General features: G+C 69.9%; 19 protein-coding genes. 1 reads left to right on the forward strand and 18 read right to left on the reverse strand.

Going from position 1 to position 19,421, the window contains the following annotated elements; translation table 11 throughout:
* Positions 1-98 precede the first annotated feature (98 nt).
* Positions 99-2,486: a glycoside hydrolase family 18 chitinase gene (locus K7I03_RS10080; RefSeq protein WP_185941092.1), complete on the forward strand. Its 2,388-nt coding sequence runs from the start codon at positions 99-101 to the stop codon at positions 2,484-2,486.
* Between the two features lie 224 nt (positions 2,487-2,710).
* On the opposite strand, the gene K7I03_RS10085 is transcribed toward K7I03_RS10080, so the two are convergent.
* The 18 genes from K7I03_RS10085 to K7I03_RS10170 form a co-directional block, all read right to left on the reverse strand.
* Positions 2,711-3,160: a DUF2550 domain-containing protein gene (locus K7I03_RS10085; RefSeq protein ID WP_185940201.1), complete on the reverse strand. Its 450-nt coding sequence runs from the start codon at positions 3,158-3,160 to the stop codon at positions 2,711-2,713.
* 119 nt (positions 3,161-3,279) lie between these two features.
* The gene (locus tag K7I03_RS10090; protein WP_185940159.1) at positions 3,280-3,657 is read right to left on the reverse strand and encodes a F0F1 ATP synthase subunit epsilon; all 378 of its coding nucleotides are present in this window, start codon (positions 3,655-3,657) and stop codon (positions 3,280-3,282) included.
* A gap of 114 nt (positions 3,658-3,771) precedes the next feature.
* Positions 3,772-5,214 carry a F0F1 ATP synthase subunit beta gene (atpD, locus tag K7I03_RS10095; protein WP_185940160.1) on the reverse strand — a complete coding sequence of 481 codons (1,443 nt, stop codon included), beginning with the start codon at positions 5,212-5,214 and terminating at the stop codon, positions 3,772-3,774.
* Positions 5,215-6,135 carry a F0F1 ATP synthase subunit gamma gene (locus tag K7I03_RS10100; RefSeq protein WP_185940161.1) on the reverse strand — a complete coding sequence of 307 codons (921 nt, stop codon included), beginning with the start codon at positions 6,133-6,135 and terminating at the stop codon, positions 5,215-5,217.
* 2 nt (positions 6,136-6,137) lie between these two features.
* Positions 6,138-7,709: a F0F1 ATP synthase subunit alpha gene (gene atpA / locus K7I03_RS10105; RefSeq protein ID WP_185940162.1), complete on the reverse strand. Its 1,572-nt coding sequence runs from the start codon at positions 7,707-7,709 to the stop codon at positions 6,138-6,140.
* Between the two features lie 138 nt (positions 7,710-7,847).
* Positions 7,848-8,663: a F0F1 ATP synthase subunit delta gene (locus tag K7I03_RS10110; protein WP_185940163.1), complete on the reverse strand. Its 816-nt coding sequence runs from the start codon at positions 8,661-8,663 to the stop codon at positions 7,848-7,850.
* On the reverse strand, positions 8,660-9,223 hold the full coding sequence (locus K7I03_RS10115; protein ID WP_185940164.1) for a F0F1 ATP synthase subunit B: 564 nt from the start codon (positions 9,221-9,223) through the stop codon (positions 8,660-8,662). The genes K7I03_RS10110 and K7I03_RS10115 overlap by 4 nt, the downstream gene beginning before the upstream one ends.
* Before the next feature lie 40 nt (positions 9,224-9,263).
* Complete coding sequence (locus K7I03_RS10120) at positions 9,264-9,518, reverse strand: ATP synthase subunit c family protein (RefSeq protein WP_004953266.1); 255 nt, start codon at positions 9,516-9,518, stop codon at positions 9,264-9,266.
* Between the two features lie 76 nt (positions 9,519-9,594).
* The gene (gene atpB / locus K7I03_RS10125; protein ID WP_185940202.1) at positions 9,595-10,389 is read right to left on the reverse strand and encodes a F0F1 ATP synthase subunit A; all 795 of its coding nucleotides are present in this window, start codon (positions 10,387-10,389) and stop codon (positions 9,595-9,597) included.
* A 279-nt stretch (positions 10,390-10,668) separates the two neighbouring features.
* A complete protein-coding gene (locus K7I03_RS10130) occupies positions 10,669-11,109 on the reverse strand; it encodes a hypothetical protein (RefSeq protein ID WP_185940165.1) in 441 nt (146 codons plus the stop codon).
* 258 nt (positions 11,110-11,367) lie between these two features.
* On the reverse strand, positions 11,368-12,708 hold the full coding sequence (locus tag K7I03_RS10135) for an MraY family glycosyltransferase (protein WP_224346980.1): 1,341 nt from the start codon (positions 12,706-12,708) through the stop codon (positions 11,368-11,370).
* Between the two features lie 123 nt (positions 12,709-12,831).
* Entirely contained in the window at positions 12,832-14,073 is a 1,242-nt protein-coding gene (locus K7I03_RS10140) for a serine hydroxymethyltransferase (protein WP_185940166.1), read from the reverse strand.
* Positions 14,074-14,361: 288 nt separating this feature from the next.
* Positions 14,362-15,012 (reverse strand): arsenate reductase/protein-tyrosine-phosphatase family protein, encoded by a 651-nt coding sequence (locus K7I03_RS10145; RefSeq protein ID WP_185940167.1) that lies wholly within the window; start codon positions 15,010-15,012, stop codon positions 14,362-14,364.
* The gene (locus K7I03_RS10150) at positions 15,009-15,656 is read right to left on the reverse strand and encodes an L-threonylcarbamoyladenylate synthase (RefSeq protein ID WP_004953289.1); all 648 of its coding nucleotides are present in this window, start codon (positions 15,654-15,656) and stop codon (positions 15,009-15,011) included. The genes K7I03_RS10145 and K7I03_RS10150 overlap by 4 nt, the downstream gene beginning before the upstream one ends.
* 47 nt (positions 15,657-15,703) lie before the next feature.
* On the reverse strand, positions 15,704-16,549 hold the full coding sequence (prmC, locus tag K7I03_RS10155) for a peptide chain release factor N(5)-glutamine methyltransferase (RefSeq protein ID WP_185940168.1): 846 nt from the start codon (positions 16,547-16,549) through the stop codon (positions 15,704-15,706).
* A 47-nt stretch (positions 16,550-16,596) separates the two neighbouring features.
* Positions 16,597-17,676, reverse strand: coding sequence for a peptide chain release factor 1 (prfA, locus tag K7I03_RS10160; protein ID WP_185940169.1), 1,080 nt, complete (start codon positions 17,674-17,676; stop codon positions 16,597-16,599).
* A gap of 118 nt (positions 17,677-17,794) precedes the next feature.
* Positions 17,795-18,016: a 50S ribosomal protein L31 gene (rpmE, locus tag K7I03_RS10165; protein WP_185940170.1), complete on the reverse strand. Its 222-nt coding sequence runs from the start codon at positions 18,014-18,016 to the stop codon at positions 17,795-17,797.
* Between the two features lie 159 nt (positions 18,017-18,175).
* Positions 18,176-19,291, reverse strand: coding sequence for an LCP family protein (locus tag K7I03_RS10170; protein ID WP_185940171.1), 1,116 nt, complete (start codon positions 19,289-19,291; stop codon positions 18,176-18,178).
* Positions 19,292-19,421 lie beyond the last annotated feature (130 nt).

Genomic DNA, 19,421 nt, shown 5'->3' on the forward strand with positions numbered 1-19,421 from the left:
GTGCTCACCTCGCTGCGCACAGGTCACGGAAACCCCCCACCCCCCCCACACCCCCACATCACCCCCCACACCTCCTGACCTCATCGAGGAGCACTCTCTTGTCATCAGAGACCTCTCGACATCACACGAACCCCACCCTCAACACCCCGCGCAGACGCCCCCTCACCCGCGCCGTCGCCACCCTCGGCGCCCTGCTCCTCCCGGCCGCCGCCCTCATCGGCCTCGCGGCACCGGCGAGTTCGGCCGGCGCCCCGGCCCACCCGGCGACGGCCGCGGCCGGCAAGCCCCTCAAGGCCGCCTCCGCGACCGCGACGTTCGCCAAGACCGGCGACTGGGGCTCCGGCTACCAGGGCGAATGGACCGTCAAGAACACTGGGACGACCGCCATCGACGGCTGGACCGTCGAGTGGGACCTCCCCTCCGGCACCGCCGTCGGCGCCTACTGGGACGCCCTGATCACCGGCTCCGGCACGCACTACACGGCCAAGAACCGGGAGTACAACGGCTCCATACCGCCCGGCGGCAGCGTCTCCTTCGGCTTCGTCGCCACCGGCTCCGGCACCCCGGCCGGCTGCAAGCTCAACGGCGGGGCGTGCGACGGCTCGTCCACCGACACCCCGCCCAGCGCCCCCGGCAAGCCGGAGTCGACCGGCGTCACCGCCACCAGCATCGGCCTGAAGTGGGCGGCGGCCACCGACTCCAAGGGCATCAAGGAGTACGACGTCTACCGCGGCACGGCGAAGGTCGCGACCGTCGCCAAGCTCGCCTACACCGACACCGGCCTCACGGCGGACACCGAGTACACGTACACGGTGGTGGCCCGCAACCTGGACGGCAAGACGGGCCCCGCGAGCCCCGCCGCCACCTTCCGCACCACGAAGAGCGGTTCCGACCAGCCACCGTCCGCCCCCGGCACCCCGCAGGCCACGGCGGTCACGGACACCTCCGTCGCCCTCAAGTGGACGGCGGCGACGTCCGACAAGGGCGTCAAGGAGTACGACGTCTACCGGGGCACGGCGAAGGTCGCGACCGTCGCCAAGCTGGCGTACACCGACACCGGCCTCCAGCCCGGCACCGACTACACGTACACCGTCGTCGCCCGGGACACCGCCGGCCAGACCGGCCCGGCCAGCCCGCCGCTGACCGTCCGCACCACCGGCGGCGGCACCCAGCCCTCCGGCGACATGATCAAGGCCGGGTACTTCGCCCAGTGGGGCATCTACGGCCGCGCCTACACGGTGAAGTCCCTGGACACCACCGGCGCCGCCGCCAAGCTCACCCACGTCAACTACGCCTTCAGCAACATCGACCCGAACAACCTCACCTGCCTTAACGGCGTCACCAAGGCCACCGGCTCCAACCCGCAGGACCCCAACCAGGGCGACGGCGCCGGTGACTCCTGGGCCGACTACGAGAAGGGCTTCAGCTCCGGCGAATCCGTCAACGGCACCCAGGACACCTGGGACCAGCCGCTGGCCGGCAACTTCAACCAGCTGAAGCAGCTCAAGGCCAAGTACCCGAAGCTCAAGGTGATGATGTCGATCGGCGGCTGGACGTACAGCAAGTACTTCTCCGACGTCGTCAAGACCGACGCTTCCCGGCAGAAGTTCGTCAAGTCCTGTATCGACATGTACATCAAGGGCAACCTGCCGGTCAGCAACGGACGCGGCGGCAACGGCAGCGCGGCCGGCATCTTCGACGGCTTCGACATCGACTGGGAGTGGCCCGGCTCCGAAGGCCACGCCGGCAACCACATCTCCAAGGAGGACAAGGCCGGCAACACCCTCCTCTTCGCCGAGTTCCGCAAGCAGCTCGACGCCCAGGGCGCGGCCGACGGCAAGAAGTACCTGCTCTCCGCCTTCACCCCGGCCGACCCCGGCAAGATCGAGGCGGGCTGGGACATCACCACCAAGGACGGCACGCCCAGCGTGTTCGACTACATGGACTACGCCAACGTCCAGGGGTACGACTTCCACGGCTCCGGCAGCGACAACAGCTGGGAACCCAACCTCACCGGCCACCAGGGCAACCTGTACCCGGACGCCAAGGACCCGTACACCACCAAGTTCAGCGTCGAGAAGACCGTCCAGACCTACCTCGACGCCGGAGTCGACTCCCGCAAGCTCGTCCTCGGCATGGCCTTCTACGGCCGAGGCTGGCAGCAGGTCACCGACGGCGGCGTCCACGGCGTCTGGCAGAAGGCGAACGGCGCCGCACCCGGGCAGTTCCCGGAGGAGTCCGGTACACGTGGTTACGACAACCTGCTCGCTTCCGTACCGAACTTGACCGTGTACCACGACGAGACGTCGGTCGCGACGTACGGCTACACCGGTGACAACGGGCAGTGGTGGACGTTCGACGACGCCTGGTCGATCGGGAAGAAGACGGCTTGGCTGAAGTCGAAGAGGCTTGGCGGGGCCATGGTGTGGGAGATGAGCGGTGACAGCGGCACGCTCATGACCGCACTGGACAACGGTCTCCGCTGACGCGGCCGGGGGCCCGGGGCGGCGGCCCCGGGCCCCCTGAAACCGCGCTCCGCGCGGTTGTCCTCAAACGCCGGACGGGCTGAAAGTGCCACCTCAGGCACACTTCAGCCCGTCCGGCGTTTGAGGACGAGCGGCGAAGCCGCGAAAAGGGGGTCTGGGGCGCAGCCCCAGGAATCGGCGAAGGTGGGGGTGCCCCCTCTGGGGGAGGGACCGGGGCAACACCCCTACGCCACATTCACCCGCTGCCCCGGAGGCGCCGCCTCCAGCCAAGCCAAGAACCCCGTAAGAGCATCCTCACTCATCGCCAGCTCAAGCAGCGTCCCCCGCAAAGAACACCGAAGGACGACCGCGTCCGACAACAGTGCCAACTCCTCATCCCCATGAGGAGCCCGCCGCTCCAGAACCTCGATCGCATCCCGCTCCAGCGTCCGCCGAGGACGCACCGCATAGGAGAAGACCCGAAACCACTCGATCCGGTCACCGCTGTACCGCGAGACGCCGTACACCCACCCCTTCCCGGGAGGGTCGGCGGCCGGCTCGGTGACGTCCCAGCGGAGGCTGCAGTCGAAGGTGCCCCCGGACCGCTGGATGAGCCGTCTGCGCAGCCCGAAGACGAAGAGTCCCAGCAGTACCAGCAGAACGACGATGCCGCTCACGAGCAGAGCGAGGACCATCACCACCGACCTCCTCGCATCATCTAGAGCAACCGCACCTGTATTGCCTCAGCCGCGGACCGGCCCGGTTTGTTCCGGGCGGTCCGCGGCTGAGGGACGTACTTCAGTGTGGCCGTGGGCTAGTGAGGGCCCGCGACCGCACGCAGCCGGACATCCGCGCGGCGCTCGGCGGCGCCGTCGGCCTCCGCCTTCGCGCGCTCCAGAGCCCGCTCCGCGCGGGTGACGTCGATCTCGTCCGCCAGCTCGGCGACCTCCGCCAGCAGCGACAGCTTGTCGTCCGCGAAGGAGAGGAAACCGCCGTGCACCGCGGCGACGACGGTGCCGCCGCCGGTGGTCCTGATGGTCACCGGGCCGGACTCCAGCACACCGAGCAGCGGCTGGTGGCCGGGCATGACGCCGATGTCACCCGATGTGGTACGCGCGATGACCAGAGTGGCCTCGCCGGACCAGACGCTTCGGTCCGCCGCGACCAGCTCGACGTGCAGCTCAGCAGCCAACGTGGCTCCTCGGGTCTCCACCCGCCGGGCGCGGCGGGTGTTGGGTCAAAGAATAGGGGACGTGCGGTCCGGGGGCGGGAGTGCCCCGCCCCCGGACCGCGAGCATCGGGATGCTCAGGAGACGCCCAGCTCCTTGGCGTTCTTCTTGAGGTCCTCGAGACCACCGCACATGAAGAAGGCCTGCTCCGGGAAGTGGTCGAACTCACCGTCGCAGATCGCGTTGAACGCGGCGATGGACTCGTCCAGCGGAACGTCCGAACCGTCGACACCGGTGAACTGCTTCGCCGCGTGGGTGTTCTGCGACAGGAAGCGCTCGACGCGACGGGCGCGGTGGACGACCATCTTGTCCTCTTCGCCCAGCTCGTCGATACCGAGGATGTTGATGATGTCCTGGAGGTCCTTGTACTTCTGCAGGATCCCCTTGACGCGGGAGGCGCACTCGTAGTGGTCCTGCGAGATGTAGCGCGGGTCCAGGATCCGGGACGTGGAGTCCAGCGGGTCCACGGCCGGGTAGATGCCCTTCTCGGAGATCGGACGGGAGAGCACCGTCGTCGCGTCGAGGTGGGCGAAGGTGGTGGCCGGGGCCGGGTCGGTCAGGTCGTCCGCGGGGACGTAGATCGCCTGCATGGAGGTGATCGAGTGACCGCGGGTCGAGGTGATGCGCTCCTGGAGGAGGCCCATCTCGTCGGCCAGGTTCGGCTGGTAGCCCACCGCGGAGGGCATGCGGCCGAGCAGGGTCGAGACCTCGGAACCGGCCTGCGTGAAGCGGAAGATGTTGTCGATGAAGAACAGCACGTCCTGCTTCTGGACGTCACGGAAGTACTCGGCCATGGTGAGGCCGGCCAGCGCGACGCGCAGACGGGTGCCCGGGGGCTCGTCCATCTGGCCGAAGACCAGCGCGGTCTTGTCCAGAACGCCCGACTCTTCCATTTCCTGGATGAGGTCGTTGCCCTCACGGGTGCGCTCGCCGACACCGGCGAACACGGAAACACCATCGTGCAGCTTGGCCACACGCATGATCATTTCCTGGATCAGAACGGTCTTGCCGACACCGGCACCACCGAACAGACCGATCTTGCCGCCCTTGACGTACGGGGTCAGCAGGTCGACGACCTTCAGACCGGTCTCGAACATCTCGGTCTTCGACTCGAGCTGGTCGAACGCGGGCGCCTTGCGGTGGATGGACCAGCGCTCGGTGACCTCGTTCTCGGCCTCGGGGTCGTTCAGGATCTTGCCCAGGGTGTTGAACACCCGGCCCTTGGTGACGTCACCGACGGGGACGGTGATGCCGTCGCCGGTGTCGGTCACGGGCGCCTGGCGGACCAGGCCGTCGGTGGGCTCCATGGAGATGGCGCGCACGACGCCCTCGCCGAGGTGCTGCGCGACCTCGAGCGTCAGGGTCTTCTTCCGGCCGGCCTCGGCCGGGTCGGAGACCTCGACGGTCAGGGCGTTGTAGATCTCCGGCATCGCGTCGACGGGGAACTCCACGTCGACGACCGGGCCGATGACCCGGGCGACGCGGCCCGTCGCGGCGGCCGTCTCAACAGTGGTGGTCATTTATCGGTCACTCCCCGCGGTCGCGTCGGCCAGGGCGCTCGCGCCACCGACGATCTCGCTGATTTCCTGGGTGATGTCGGCCTGTCGGGCCGCGTTGGCAAGCCGCGTGAACGACTTGATGAGCTCTTCGGCGTTGTCGGTCGCCGACTTCATCGCCCGGCGCCGGGCCGCGTGCTCGGAGGCCGCGGCCTGCAGCAGGGCGTTGTAGACCCGGGACTCGACGTACCGCGGCAGCAGCGCGTCGAGCACGGCCTCGTCCGACGGCTCGAACTCGAACAGCGGAAGGATCTTGTCCTTCGCCGCCGCGTCCTCGGCGTCCGTCTTCTCGAGGGTCAGCGGCAGCAGCCGCTTGTCCACCGGCGTCTGCGTCATCATCGACACGAACTCCGTGGAGACGATGTACAGCTCGTCCACGCCGCCCTCGGCCGTGTCCTTGAGGACGGCCTCGATCAGCGGGTCGGCCACCTTCTTGGCGTCCGCGTACGTCGGGTTGTCCGTGAAGCCCGTCCACGACCCGGCGACCGGGCGCTCCCGGAAGGAGTAGTAGCCCACGCCCTTGCGGCCGACGATGTAGTGGACGACCTCCCGGCCCTCGCCGCGGAGCCGCTCGGTGAGCTGGTCCGCCGCCTTGATGGCGTTGGACGAGTAGCCGCCCGCGAGACCGCGGTCGCTCGTGACGAGCAGGACCGCGGCCCGGGTCGGCCGCTCGACCTCGGTCGTCAGCGGGTGCCGGGTGTTGGAGCCGGTGGCGACGGCGGTCACGGCCCGGGTGAGCTCACTGGCGTACGGAGTCGACGCGGCCACCTTGCGCTGTGCCTTGACGATGCGCGAGGCGGCGATCATCTCCATCGCCTTGGTGATCTTCTTGGTCGCGGAGACGGCTTTGATCCGCCTCTTGTAGACCCGAAGCTGGGCACCCATGCTCAGCCCTCGCCCAGCAGCTTGCCGTCCGCGGTCTGGAACTGCTGCTTGAAGGACGCGACGGCGTCGCCGAGCGCCTGCAGCGTGTCGTCGGACATCTTGCCGCCCTCGACGATGCTGGTCATCAGGCCCTTGTGCGCCTGGTGCAGGTACTCGAGCAGCTCGCGCTCGAAGCGGCGGATGTCCTCGACCGGGACGTCGTCCATCTTGCCGGTGGTGCCGGCCCAGATCGCCACGACCTGGTCCTCGGTGGCGAACGGCGCGTACTGGGTCTGCTTCAGCAGCTCGACCATGCGCTTGCCGCGCTCCAGCGACGCCTTGGAGGCCGCGTCCAGGTCGGAACCGAAGGCGGCGAACGCCTCCAGCTCGCGGTACTGGGCGAGGTCCACCCGGAGGCGGCCGGACACCTGGCGCATGGCCTTGTGCTGGGCGGAGCCACCGACGCGGGAAACCGAGATACCGACGTTCAGGGCCGGGCGCTGGCCGGCGTTGAACAGGTCGGACTCCAGGAAGCACTGGCCGTCGGTGATGGAGATGACGTTGGTCGGGATGAACGCCGAGACGTCGTTGGCCTTGGTCTCGACGATCGGCAGACCGGTCATGGAACCGGCGCCCATGTCGTCGGAGAGCTTGGCGCAGCGCTCCAGCAGACGGGAGTGCAGGTAGAAGACGTCACCCGGGTAGGCCTCACGGCCCGGCGGGCGGCGCAGCAGCAGGGAGACGGCACGGTAGGCGTCGGCCTGCTTCGACAGGTCGTCGAAGACGATCAGGACGTGCTTGCCCTGGTACATCCAGTGCTGGCCGATGGCGGAGCCGGTGTACGGCGCGAGGTACTTGAAGCCGGCCGGGTCGGACGCCGGGGCGGCGACGATCGTCGTGTACTCCAGGGCGCCGGCCTCCTCCAGCGCGCCGCGGACGGACGCGATGGTGGAGCCCTTCTGGCCGATGGCGACGTAGATGCAGCGGACCTGCTTCTTGGGGTCGCCGGTGCGCCAGTTGGCACGCTGGTTGATGATCGTGTCGATCGCCAGGGCGGTCTTGCCGGTCTGGCGGTCACCGATGATCAGCTGACGCTGACCGCGGCCGATCGGGGTCATGGCGTCGACGGCCTTGTAGCCCGTCTCCATCGGCTCGTGGACCGACTTGCGCTGCATGACCGTGGGGGCCTGCAGTTCGAGGGCGCGGCGGCCCTCGGTCTTGATCTCGCCAAGGCCGTCGATCGGGTTGCCCAGCGGGTCGACGACGCGGCCGAGGTAGCCCTCGCCCACACCCACGGAGAGCACCTCACCGGTGCGCTGCACCGGCTGGCCCTCCTCGATGCCGCTGAACTCACCGAGGACGATCGCACCGATCTCGCGCTCCTCAAGGTTGAGGGCGAGGCCGAGGGTGCCGTCCTCGAACTTCAGCAGTTCGTTCGCCATGGCCGAGGGAAGACCCTCGACCTTCGCGATGCCGTCGCCGGCAAGGCTGACCGTACCGACCTCCTCGCGCGAGGCCGCGTCCGGCTTGTACGCCTGGACAAAGTTCTCCAGCGCGTCCCGGATCTCCTCCGGCCGGATCGTGAGCTCCGCCATCTGGGTTCCCTGCTCTCCTTGTTGGGCCCGAAGTATTTCTCTCCCGCGGGTGCTTCCCCGCGGGACACCGTCGGCCCAACTCGGGCCGTCAGTCATGCTCTTGAGTTGGTGGCTGGTCAGCCGCCAGCCCGGCCGGCGTCAGCCGGCCAGGTGCCGGCCCGCCTCCGCGAGGCGGTCCGCGATGGTCCCGCTGATGACCTCGTCGCCGATGCGCACCTGGATGCCGCCGAGGACCTCCGGGTCGACGTCCAGGTTGAGGTGGACGTCCTTCCCGTAGAGCCGGGCGAGCGCGTCGCCCAGCCGCTGCTTCTGCCGGTCGTTCAGCGGCACCGCGGAGGTGACCTCCGCGACGACGCGGCCGCGGCGGTCGGCGGCCAGCTTGGAGAGGGCGGTGAGCCCCGCCTCCAGGCTACGGCCTCGCGGCGCGGTGACCAGGCGGACGACGAGCCGCTCGGTGACCGGGTTCGCCCGGCCGCCCAGCAGGCTGCGCAGCAGTTCGGCCTTGGCGGAACGCTCGGCGACCTTGTCGGTCAGCGCGGCGCGCAGACCGGGGTTGGACTCGACGATCCGGCCGAAGCGGAACAGCTCGTCCTCGACGTCGTCCAGCCGGCCGGCGCGCTCGGCGGCGGCCAGGTCGGCCGACGCCGCGAGCTCCTCCAGGGCGTCCACCAGGTCGCGCGAGGTCGACCAGCGGGAGCGGACCATGCCGCTCACCAGGTCGGCGCAGTCGGCGCCGACCTGCCCGCCGAGCAGGCGTCCGGCCAGCTCGGCCTTGGCCTGGCCGGGCTGCGCCGGGTCGGTGAGGACCCGGCGCAGCGAGACCTCGCGGTCGAACAGCGCGGTGACGGAGGCAAGGTCCCCGGCCAGCTTCGCGGCGTCGACCGAGGCGCTGTCCGCCAGCGCGTTGAGGTTTTCGCGTGCCGAGGCAAGGGCCTCGCGGCTCGCTCCGTTCATCGCGTGACCTCAGCCTTCGTCGTGTCGGCCGGCTTGGCCTCGAGCGCGTCGAGGAACCGGTCGATGGTGCGCTCCTGTCGGGCGGCGTCCTTCATGGACTCGCCGACGATCCGGTCGGCCAGGTCGATGGCCAGCTTGCCGACGTCCTGGCGGAGCGAGGCCGCGGCGGCCTGACGGTCGGCCTCGACCTGGGCGTGACCGGCGGCGACGATCTCGTCGCGCTGGCGCTCGCCCTCGGTCCGCATCTCGACGACCATGGCGGCGCCGTGCTCCTGCGCGTCCTGGCGCAGCCGGGCGGCCTCGTTGCGGGCCTCCGCGAGCTGTGCCCGGTAGTCGTCGAGGACCTGCTGAGCCTCGTCCTGGGCGGCCTTGGCCTTCTCCATGCCGCCCTCGATGGCGGCACGGCGCTCGTCCAGGACCTTGTTGAGGTTCGGGAGGAGCTTCTTGCCGAGGTAGAGGACGACGATGAGGAAGGCCAGCGTGCCGATGACGAGCTCGGGCAGCGGGGGGAGGAACGCGGGTTCCGTCTCCTCCGATGCCAGCTGTACCAGGGCGATCACATCAGTGCCTTTCGTCGCGTAATGAGTGGCCGTCTACAGATCAGCTGTAGACGAAGCCCATGACGAGGCCGATCAGGGCGAGCGCCTCACAGAGGACGAAGCCCAGGATCTGGTTGGCACGGATCAGGCCGGCCGCCTCGGGCTGGCGGGCCAGCGCCTGGGTGCCGTTACCGAAGATGATGCCGACGCCGACACCGGGGCCGATGGCCGCGAGACCGTAACCGATCGCAGCGGCGTTGCCGTGGAACGTGTCCTTGGCGGCGGCGAGGTTGACCATTTCGAGAGCAGCGGACATGCCGTTACTTCCTTCTCTTTCACGGACCGGTGGGGGTTGGCCACCGGACGTCTGGGGGTCTGTGGGGAGGGTCTGCTCAGTGGTGCTCGGCGAGAGCGCCCTGGATGTACGAGCAGGCCAGAAGGACGAAGACGTACGCCTGAAGGGCCTGGATGAACATCTCGAAGACGGTCAGCAGGATGACCATCACGAAGGAGACACCGGCGTAGGCGATGCCGATCCCGTTCAGCAGGTACCAGCTGGCGATCGTGAAGATCAGCAGCAGCACGTGGCCCGCGAACATGTTGGCGAAGAGCCGCACGGCGTGGGTGAAGGGCCGGATCAGCAGGTTGGAGAAGAGCTCCAGGACCATGACCAGCGGAAGAACCCAGCCGAGTTCCTTGTTGTAGCCGCTGATGTTCTTGATGCCGCCGATGAAGCCGTGCCGCTTGAACGTCAGGGGCACCCAGATCAGGTACACCAGCAGCGCGAGACCCGCCGGGTACGCGATGATCGACGTCACCGGGAACTGGGCGACCGGGATGATCGACCAGAGGTTCATCATCCAGATGAAGAAGAACAGCGAGACCATGAGGGGGACGTACTTCTCGCCCTCCTTCTTCCCCAGGGCCTCGTAGACGATCCCCTTGCGGATGAAGTCGTAGCCCGCCTCACCGACCATCTGGAGCTTGCCGGGGACCAGCTTGGCCCGGCCGAAAGCGGCCCAGAGGAACACGATCGTGATGACCGAGCCCAGGACGGCCAGGAGCATCGGCTTGTTGACCTCGATACCGCCGACGGTGAACAGCGGCTCGAACACAAAGGAGTGGAGCCCTGGGGTCGGGAAGCCGCACCCGTCGAAGATGTGGCAATCGGTCTCGAAGGCGAGCATCTGGTCAGCACTCACCGCGAGCTCCTTCAGCGTGGCGCATAGGTACGGCAACCTCGTTGTGTCGGCGCGGCAAGCAGCCACGGAACGGCACTGGACTGGTCTTACGGTTAGGGGTGCGGCAGGTCGGCCGGTGGCCGGGAGCCATCGCGGGCATCAGCTGCGCGGACCGCCGATTCGCTCCCGCCGGAAGCGGGGACCCGGCCGTCTGCGTCCGCTGCACCTCAGATGGCACCGGACGATAGCAGGTGAGCACACGGAGGCTTATCCCGGCCCTACCTGTCATGACGGAGACTCCGCCGGCGCGGGCTTCCTCGCGTCGGCGGCGGCCTCCGGATCGACGTACAGGATCTTCATCTTCAGGTGGGCGCGCAGCTGGGCGGCGACCCACACCAGGGTCGCGACGAGCACGGAGAAGGCGAAGCTCTTGAAGCTGAAGAGCGTCGTGCCCTTCAGGATGCCGAGGAGGATCACGATCACCAGGCACTGCACGGCGTACAGGGCGAGACCCATCATCTGGAAGACCTGCGGCCACTGCCGCGCGGTCCGCTGGAGCATGTAGAGCCCCACGGACATGCTGGCCAGCGCGAGCAGCATGCCCGCCGCGGCGCCGATGGCCCCCTTGCCGCCCGCGACGGCGAATCCGACGGCAACGGCGACGACCCCCGCGACTGCGGTCGGGACGGCGCACTGAAGTAGCGTTCGGGCGTCGTTGGCCTGCATGAAGGGTCTCTCCGGCGGATTCGGAAGCAACGATTCGTCGGGGACGAGGGTATCCCGGGGTGTGGGCACGACCTCGCGACGAAGGAACCGCTGGGGGGCGCTCCACTACGGTCCTTCGGCTCTGCCACGGGTTTCGTGAACGGTATCACAAACTATTTGATGAGGTCTTTACCTATATCGTGTGCTGCCTGTCACACACAAGAGTCAAGCCGCCCGTCCTCATGCTGACGAACGGCCTGTTCTCTGCTAACGCCGGGCTCAGCGCCGCCCGCTGATGTCGCGCGCGTGACGGAAGCGCGAGCGGTCGCCCACCGCGGTCGCGCCGTGCAGCCCCGCGGGGACCGGCTCCCGCTCCTCGTCGAGCGCCTCCCCGGGCTTCTCCGCGCTCCCCGGCCCCTCGGGCCGCTCCTCCGCCGTCGCCGGCGCGGCGGCCTTGCGGCGGCGGTAGCGGGGCGGCACCAGGTGCTCGGCCCACCGGGGCGCCCGCGGCCGGAAGCGCGGCATCAGCAGCAGCACCAGACCCACGGCGCTCAGCGCGACGATCAACAGCAGCACGCCGCCCGCCGAGTTCACCGAGTACGCCACCGTGCCGAACGCGATCAGCGCGGACCAGAAGTACATGATCAGGACGGCCCGGCTGTGCGAGTGGCCGATCTCCAGCAGCCGGTGGTGCAGATGGCCGCGGTCGGCCGCGAACGGCGACTGGCCGTTCCACGTCCGGCGCACGATCGCCAGCAGCAGGTCGGCCACCGGCACCGCGATGATCGTCAGCGGCAGCAGCAGCGGGATGTAGATCGGCACCGTGGCCTGCACGGTCGCCTTCTCCGACCCGGTGAAGGAACCCAGCAGATCGGGGTCGACCTGGCCGGTGATGGAGATCGCGCCGGCGGCCAGCACCAGTCCGATGAGCATCGAACCCGAGTCGCCCATGAAGATCCGCGCCGGGTGCATGTTGTGCGGCAGGAAGCCCAGGCACATGCCCATCAGGATGGCCGCGAACAGCGTCGCCGGGGCCGCCGCCTCCACGTTGTGCCCGTACCAGAGCCGGTACGCGTAGAGGAAGAACGCCGCCGCCGCCAGGCACACCATGCCCGAGGCGAGGCCGTCGAGGCCGTCGACGAAGTTCACGGCGTTGATGGTGATCACGACCAGCGCGACGGTCAGCAGGGTGCCCTGCATCGGCGTCAGCGCCACCGTGCCCACACCGGGCACCGGCAGCCAGAGGATCGTGAGCCCCTGGAGCACCATGACGCCCGCGGCGATCATCTGTCCGCCGAGCTTCACCAGGGCGTCCACGCCCCACTTGTCGTCCAGCACCCCGAGCAGCCAGATCAGCCCGGCGCCCGAGAGCAGCGCGCGCGGCTCGTTGGAGGTCTCGAAGACGTGCTTGAGGCTCGACAGGTGCGAGGCGACCAGCAGACCCGCGCAGAGCCCGCCGAACATGGCGATCCCGCCCAGCCGCGGCGTCGGTTCCCGGTGCACGTCACGTGCCCGGATCTCCGGCATCGCGCCCGCCGCGATGGCGAACTTCCGCACCGGGCCCGTGAGCAGATAGGTGACCGCCACGGTGACGCAGAGCGTCAGCAGGTATTCACGCACGGGCTGCCCCAGGGATTTCGCCGGCCATCACAGCCCCACACCATATTCGCGTCCGGACCGGATCCGTGAATGCAGATGAAGACGTTCACCACCCCCTGATGGTTGCGAGCGCTCGGTAAACGATCACGCCAGCGCAGGATACGGCGGAAACGCCAGCGCCAGTTCCGCGACCGCCTCCCGGAGCCGCGCGGGCTCCCCGTCACCCCGCAGCGCCGCGCCCGTCAGCGCCGCCACCCGGGCCATCTCCGGCTCGCGCATCCCCTGGGTGGTCACCGCCGCCGTGCCCAGCCGCAGGCCGCGCGCGGTGCCATGGCCCAGCCCGCACACGTCCAGGACGATGCCGGCCGCCGCCAGCCGGCCCCGCGCCCGGACGCCGTCCAGGCCGAGCCCGGTCACATCCGCGACGATCAGATGGGTGTCCGTGCCCCCGGTGGCGACGGCGAGCCCCTGCTCGGCCAGACCGGCCGCGAGCGCCCGGGCGTTGGCCACCACCTGCCGGACGTACGCGGCGAACGCCGACGTCGCGGCCTCCCCGAAGGCGACGGCCTTCGCCGCCACGGTGTGCATCTGGGCGCCGCCCTGCGTGAACGGGAACACCGCCCGGTCGATCCGCTCCCCGAGCCGCCCGCCGCACAGCAGCATCCCGCCGCGCGGCCCGCGCAGCACCTTGTGCGTCGTGGCGCACACCACGTCCGCGTACGGCACCGGGCTCGGCGCCGCTCCCCCGGCGACCAGGCCGATGGGGTGCGCCGCGTCCACGATCAGCAGCGCGTCCACCTCGTCGGCGATCTCCCGGAACAGGGCGTAGTCCGGGTGCCGCGGATAGGCGATGGACCCGCAGACGACGGCCCGCGGGCGGCGGGCCCGGGCGAGGTCCCGCACCTGGTCGTAGTCGATCCGCCCGGTGTCCGCGCGGACCCCGTACCCGGTGAAGTCGAACCACCGCCCCGAGAAGTTCACCGGCGAGCCGTGGGTGAGGTGCCCGCCCTCCCGCAGCCCCATCGCCAGCACCCGGTCCCCCGGGGCCAGCAGCGCGGCGTACGCGGCCAGCACGGCCGCCGAACCCGAGTGCGGCTGCACATTGGCGTGCTCCGCCCCGAACAACGCGGCGGCCCGGTCCCGCGCCACCCGCTCGGCCATGTCCACGACCTCGCAGCCACCGTGGTGCCGGGCTCCCGGGTAGCCCTCGGCGTACTTGTTCACCAGCGGTGAGCCGAGTGCTTGCAGCACGGCGGCCGAGACGAAGTTCTCCGCCGCGATGAGCTGGAGTCCTGCGGACTGCCGTCTCGCCTCGGCGAGGATGATGCCGGCGATTTCGGGATCCTGACGCGTGAGCGCGTCGGCCGCTGCTTCGGTGACGGGCATCGGGGGCTCCGTGCGGTGGGCGTGAGCAGTGTGCTCACCACCCAATGTAGGCCCGCTGCGGGGGGTGTGCAGGGTGCCCCGGTCCCTCCCCCAGAGGGGGCACCCCCATTTCACCGTTTCTGCGGGGGCTCCGCCCCCGCACCCCCGAAGCGCGCCGCGCGCGCTGTCCTCAAACGCCGGACGGGCTGATTTCAGCCCGTTGGGGGTACCCCCTCTGGGGGAGTTTGAGGACAAGGGGGGTCTGGGGCGCAGCCCCAGGAAACGGCGAAGGGGCGGGTCCGGGGCCCCTCAACCCGCCGGGACCCCGGTCAGGGCCGTCACCACAGGATCCAGCGCCAGCTGAATCTCGTCCCCGATCGAGCGGAAGAACGTAATGGGCGCCCCATACGGATCATGCACCTCATCCGCCTCCGCGTCGGGCGCCAACAACCACCCCCGCAGCGCCGCGGCAGCCTGCACCAGCGCACGGGCCCGCTCGACCACACCCCCCGCGCCGTCCGGCGCGGGCAAGGTCGTCGGATCGATGGCCCGCACCAGCCGGGTGAACTCCTTCAACGTGAAGGTCCGCAGCCCCGCCGAGTGCCCCATCGAGATGACCTGAGCCCGGTGGTCACGCGTAGCGGTGAGCACCAGATCGGCGCGGATGACGTGCTCGTCCAGCAGTTCCCGCCCGGTGAAGCCGTGCGGGTCCGCGCCGAAGTCGGTCAGCACGGTGGCGGCGTGGGCCTCCATGGGGGCGCCCTCGTGCCCCCAGGTGCCGGCGCTCTCCACCACCAGCCCGCCCGCGTCCGGGTCGCCGAGGCGCTCGGAGAGGGCATGGCGGGTCAGCCGCTCGGTGATGGGCGAGCGGCAGACGTTGCCGGTGCTGACGTGGAGGATGCGGAAGGTGTCGGTGCTCGTCTCCGGTCCCGCTATGCCACGCCCCTGCGGGGCGATCAATTCGCCACCTCGAGGTCGGGTACCACCTCGCGGAGCTGCTCGGCGCTGATGGCGCCGGCCCGCAGCAGCACCGGCACCTTGCCGGTGACGTCCACGATCGAGGACGGCACGTCCGCGGGGGTGGGGCCGCCGTCGAGGTAGACGGAGACGGAGTCGCCGAGCATCTCCTGGGCGGCGTCGCAGGTCTGCGGCGCCGGGTGCCCGGTGAGGTTGGCGCTGGAGACGGCCATCGGGCCGAACTCGGTGAGCAGTTCGATGGCGACGGGGTGCAGCGGCATCCGCACCGCGACCGTGCCGCGGGTCTCGCCGAGGTCCCAGGTCAGCGACGGCTGGTGGTTGGCGACCAGGGTGAGCGCGCCGGGCCAGAAGGCGTCGACGAGCTCCCACGCCTGCTCGGAGAAGTCGGTGACGAGCCCGTGCAGGGTGTTCGGGGAGCCGACGAGGACCGGCGAGGGCATGCCCCGGCCGCGGCCCTTGGCCTGGAGGAGGTCGCCGACGGCGTCGCGGCTGAAGGCGTCCGCACCGATGCCGTACACGGTGTCGGTGGGCAGCACGACCAACTCGCCGCGGCGGACCGCGGCGGTCGCCTCACGCAGACCGGTCCTGCGGTCGGTCGCGTCGCCGCAGTCGTATCGCCGAGCCATTGAGCCAACCTCCTCGTACGGGGCAGATGTCTGGGGTGCCGTGGCGGTCACGGCAGGGCCTTCCGGGCCGTGGCGAACCGGGGCCGGTTGTTGAGGTCGGGGTGGTCGGCCGCGTCGGCCCAGCCCCGCTCCTCGGTGAAGATCCACGGCACCTGGCCGCCCTGGGTGTCGGCGTGCTCGATGACGACCACGCCGCCGGGGCGCAGCAGCCGGTGCGCGGTGCGCTCCAGGCCGCGGATGGTGTCGAGGCCGTCCTCGCCCGAGAACAGCGCGAGCTGCGGGTCGTGGTCGCGGGCCTCGGGGGCGACGTACTCCCACTCGGTCAGCGGGATGTACGGCGGGTTGCTGATGACCAGGTCGACCTGGCCGTCGAGCTCGGGGAGCGCGTCGAGCGCGTTCCCGTGGTGCAGCTGGACGCGCGAGCCCTCGACGTTCTTCCGCGCCCAGGACAGGGCGCCCTCGTCCAGTTCGACGGCGTGCACCCGGGACCGGGGCACCTCCTGCGCGAGCGCCAGCGCGATGGCGCCGGAGCCGGTGCACAGGTCGACGATCAGGGGTTCGACGACGTCCATGGCGCGGACCGCGTCTATGGCCCAGCCGACGACCGACTCGGTCTCCGGCCGGGGGACGAAGACGCCGGGTCCGACCTGGAGCTCCAGGTAGCGGAAGAAGGCGCGCCCGGTGATGTGCTGGAGGGGTTCGCGGGCCTCGCGGCGGGCGACGGCCTCCCAGTAGCGGGCGTCGAAGTCCCCGTCGGCGACCAGGTGCAGCTCACCCCGTTTGACGCCGTGCACGAAGGCCGCGAGCTCCTCCGCGTCGAAGCGCGGGGAGGGCACGCCGGCGTCGGCCAGCCGCTGGGTGGCCTGCGCCACCTCGGCGAGCAGCAGGTTCACTGGACCTTCCTCCTGTTGCGCTCCATGACCAACTCCGTACGCGATCTCTACTGTGCGGCAGCCAGCTTGGCCGCCGAGTCGGCGTCGACGCACGCCTGGATGACCGCGTCCAGCTCGCCGTCGAGCACCTGGTCCAAGTTGTACGCCTTGAAGCCGACCCGGTGGTCCGAGATCCGGTTTTCCGGGAAGTTGTACGTCCGGATCTTCTCGGAGCGGTCGACGGTGCGGACCTGGCTGCGGCGCGCGTCCGCGGCCTCGGCCTCGGCCTTCTCCTGCGCCGCGGCGAGCAGCCGGGAGCGGAGGATGCGCAGGGCCTGCTCCTTGTTCTGGAGCTGGCTCTTCTCGTTCTGGCAGGAGGCCACGACGCCGGTCGGCAGGTGGGTGATGCGGACGGCCGAGTCGGTGGTGTTGACGGACTGGCCGCCGGGGCCGGACGAGCGGTAGACGTCGATCCGCAGGTCGTTGGGGTTGATCTCGACGTCGATCTCCTCGGCCTCGGGCGTGACGAGCACGCCGGCGGCGGAGGTGTGGATGCGGCCCTGGGACTCGGTGGCCGGCACGCGCTGGACGCGGTGCACGCCGCCCTCGTACTTCAGCCGGGCCCAGACGCCCTGGCCGGGCTCGGTGGCGCCGTTGCCGCCCTTGGTCTTGACGGCGACCTGGACGTCCTTGTAGCCGCCGAGCTCGGACTCGGTGGAGTCGATGATCTCGGTCTTCCAGCCGACGCGCTCGGCGTAGCGCAGGTACATGCGCAGCAGGTCGCCCGCGAAGAGGGCGGACTCGTCGCCGCCGGCGCCCGCCTTGATCTCCAGGATGACGTCCTTGTCGTCGCTGGGGTCGCGCGGGACGAGCAGCAGGCGGAGCTTCTCGGTGAGCTCCTCGCGCTGCTTCTCCAGCACCTTGACCTCGGCGGCGAAGTCGGGGTCGTCGGCCGCGAACTCGCGCGCCGTGTCGATGTCGTCCCCGGTCTGCTTCCAGGAGCGGTACGTGCCGACGATCGGGGTCAGCTCGGCGTAGCGCTTGTTGAGCTTGCGGGCGTTGGCCTGGTCCGCGTGGACGGAGGGGTCGGCGAGCCGCTTCTCGAGGTCGGCGTGCTCGCCGATCAGTTCCTCGACTGCCTCGAACATCAAGATTCCCTAAGCGAAGGTGACGGAGCTGCTGGAAGTGACGGACCGGCCGGACGACAAAGCGCCGGTCCGGCCGTCCCCCGCCGAGGAGGGACGGCCGACCGGCGCCTGCGGGTCGCTACTTCTTCGTCCCGGCGTTCTTGCCGAAGCGGGCCTCGAACCGCGCCACACGGCCACCGGTGTCGAGGATCTTCTGCTTGCCCGTGTAGAACGGGTGGCACTCGGAGCACACGTCGGCACGGATGGTGCCGTCCGCGACGGTGCTACGGGTGGTGAACGAGGCGCCACAGGTGCAGCTGACCTGGGTCTCGACGTACTCCGGGTGGATGTCGCGCTTCAAGGGTTCTCCTAGGTTCGGGAGGGCACCGGGTCGTGCGGCGGGATTGCCGTACGTGAACCGGGGCCGACGTACCAGTCTGCCAGTACCGGCCGCATCCCCCAAAACGGGGTCGGCGAGCCCGTTATTCCCGGGCCCCTGGCGTGCGGCGTTCGACGGGGACTACTTCACGACGCCGTCCGCGTCCGTCTTCGTCCCCTCGCCGTCCTTGAGGGCCGACGCCGGGATCTGCTTGTCCTCGTGCAGCGCCTGCCACATCTCCTTGGCGGCCTTCAGCGGCACCACGCGGTTCTTGTCCAGCGGGTCGGTGGTGACGGGCAGCGTCACCATGTGCATGTCGCCGGAGCCGATGCCCTTGAGGCCGTTGGCGAAGGAGAGCAGCTTCTGTACCGAGGCCAGGTCGGAGTCGGTGGTGAGCGCCTTGGTGGCGGTGTCCGCGATCCCGTAGAGCTTGGTCGGGCTGGTGAACAGGCCGACGGACTTGACCTGGTCGATCAGCGCCTTGATGAACGCCTGCTGGAGCTTGATCCGGCCGAGGTCGCTGCCGTCGCCGACGCCGTGCCGGGTGCGGACGAGGCCGAGCGACTGCTCGCCGTTGAGGGTGTGCTTGCCGGCCGGGAGGTCGAGGTGGCTCCACTTGTCGCGGATCGGCTTGGTGGTGGTCACCTCGACGCCGCCGAGCTTGTCGATGAGTTTCTGGAAGCCGGCGAAGTCGACCTCCAGGTAGTGGTCCATCCGGATCCCGGTCATGGCCTCGACGGTCTTCACCGCGCAGACCGCGCCGCCCACCGAGTACGCGTCGTTGAACTGCGCCCGCCGGACGGCCGGGCTGGTCTTGCCGTCGAGGGTCTTGCACTCGGGCCGGGGGACCATGGTGTCGCGCGGGATGCTGACCACGCTGGCCTGCTTGTGACCCGCGTAGACGTGGACGATCATCGCGGTGTCGGAGCGGGAGCTGCCCTCGTCGCGGCCGTACTTGTTGTTGTCGCCGGCCCGCGAGTCGGACCCCAGCACGAGGATGTCCTGCGAGCCGTTGTCCACATTGTCGGGGCGGTCGGTGCCGAGCGCGGAGTTGATGTCCACACCGTGCAGGTTGCCGTTGAGCTTGAAGTAGACGTATCCGATCCCGGATCCGCCCAGGACGACCAGCGCGGCGGCCGTCCAGAGGACTATTCGCCAGCCCGTACGGCGCGCACGGGGCTTGCGCCTGCGGCCATGGGGTCCGCCGGGGCGCCGACGGCGCGCTCCCGCCTGCCTGCCCCTGGTCTCGTCCGCCATACGCTCCTCAGTCCTCCGCTGGTTCGGCTTCCCCCCTGCCGCCCGATCAGGCGCGGTGCCTCGCCACTTTCAGACGGCGAGGTCTGCGACAGGGTTGCACGGAGCCGTGAGAGCGCCTTCTTAGGAACCG

Origin of the sequence: Streptomyces mobaraensis, from assembly GCF_020099395.1 — a bacterium.
GTDB lineage: Bacteria > Actinomycetota > Actinomycetes > Streptomycetales > Streptomycetaceae > Streptomyces.

Excerpts from the sequence above, each read along its gene's own strand:
- K7I03_RS10085 (WP_185940201.1), bottom strand. The coding sequence starts at position 3,160 with ATGGTCCTCGCTCTGCTCGTGAGCGGCATCGTCGTTCTGCTGGTACTG.
- K7I03_RS10170 (WP_185940171.1), bottom strand. The coding sequence starts at position 19,291 with ATGGCGGACGAGACCAGGGGCAGGCAGGCGGGAGCGCGCCGTCGGCGC.
- K7I03_RS10100 (WP_185940161.1), bottom strand. The coding sequence starts at position 6,135 with ATGGGTGCCCAGCTTCGGGTCTACAAGAGGCGGATCAAAGCCGTCTCC.
- K7I03_RS10130 (WP_185940165.1), bottom strand. The coding sequence starts at position 11,109 with ATGCAGGCCAACGACGCCCGAACGCTACTTCAGTGCGCCGTCCCGACC.
- K7I03_RS10110 (WP_185940163.1), bottom strand. The coding sequence starts at position 8,663 with ATGAACGGAGCGAGCCGCGAGGCCCTTGCCTCGGCACGCGAAAACCTC.
- prfA (WP_185940169.1), bottom strand. The coding sequence starts at position 17,676 with ATGTTCGAGGCAGTCGAGGAACTGATCGGCGAGCACGCCGACCTCGAG.
- K7I03_RS10150 (WP_004953289.1), bottom strand. The coding sequence starts at position 15,656 with ATGGCTCGGCGATACGACTGCGGCGACGCGACCGACCGCAGGACCGGT.
- K7I03_RS10140 (WP_185940166.1), bottom strand. The coding sequence starts at position 14,073 with ATGCCCGTCACCGAAGCAGCGGCCGACGCGCTCACGCGTCAGGATCCC.
- K7I03_RS10120 (WP_004953266.1), bottom strand. The coding sequence starts at position 9,518 with ATGTCCGCTGCTCTCGAAATGGTCAACCTCGCCGCCGCCAAGGACACG.
- atpA (WP_185940162.1), bottom strand. The coding sequence starts at position 7,709 with ATGGCGGAGCTCACGATCCGGCCGGAGGAGATCCGGGACGCGCTGGAG.
- atpB (WP_185940202.1), bottom strand. The coding sequence starts at position 10,389 with ATGCTCGCCTTCGAGACCGATTGCCACATCTTCGACGGGTGCGGCTTC.
- atpD (WP_185940160.1), bottom strand. The coding sequence starts at position 5,214 with ATGACCACCACTGTTGAGACGGCCGCCGCGACGGGCCGCGTCGCCCGG.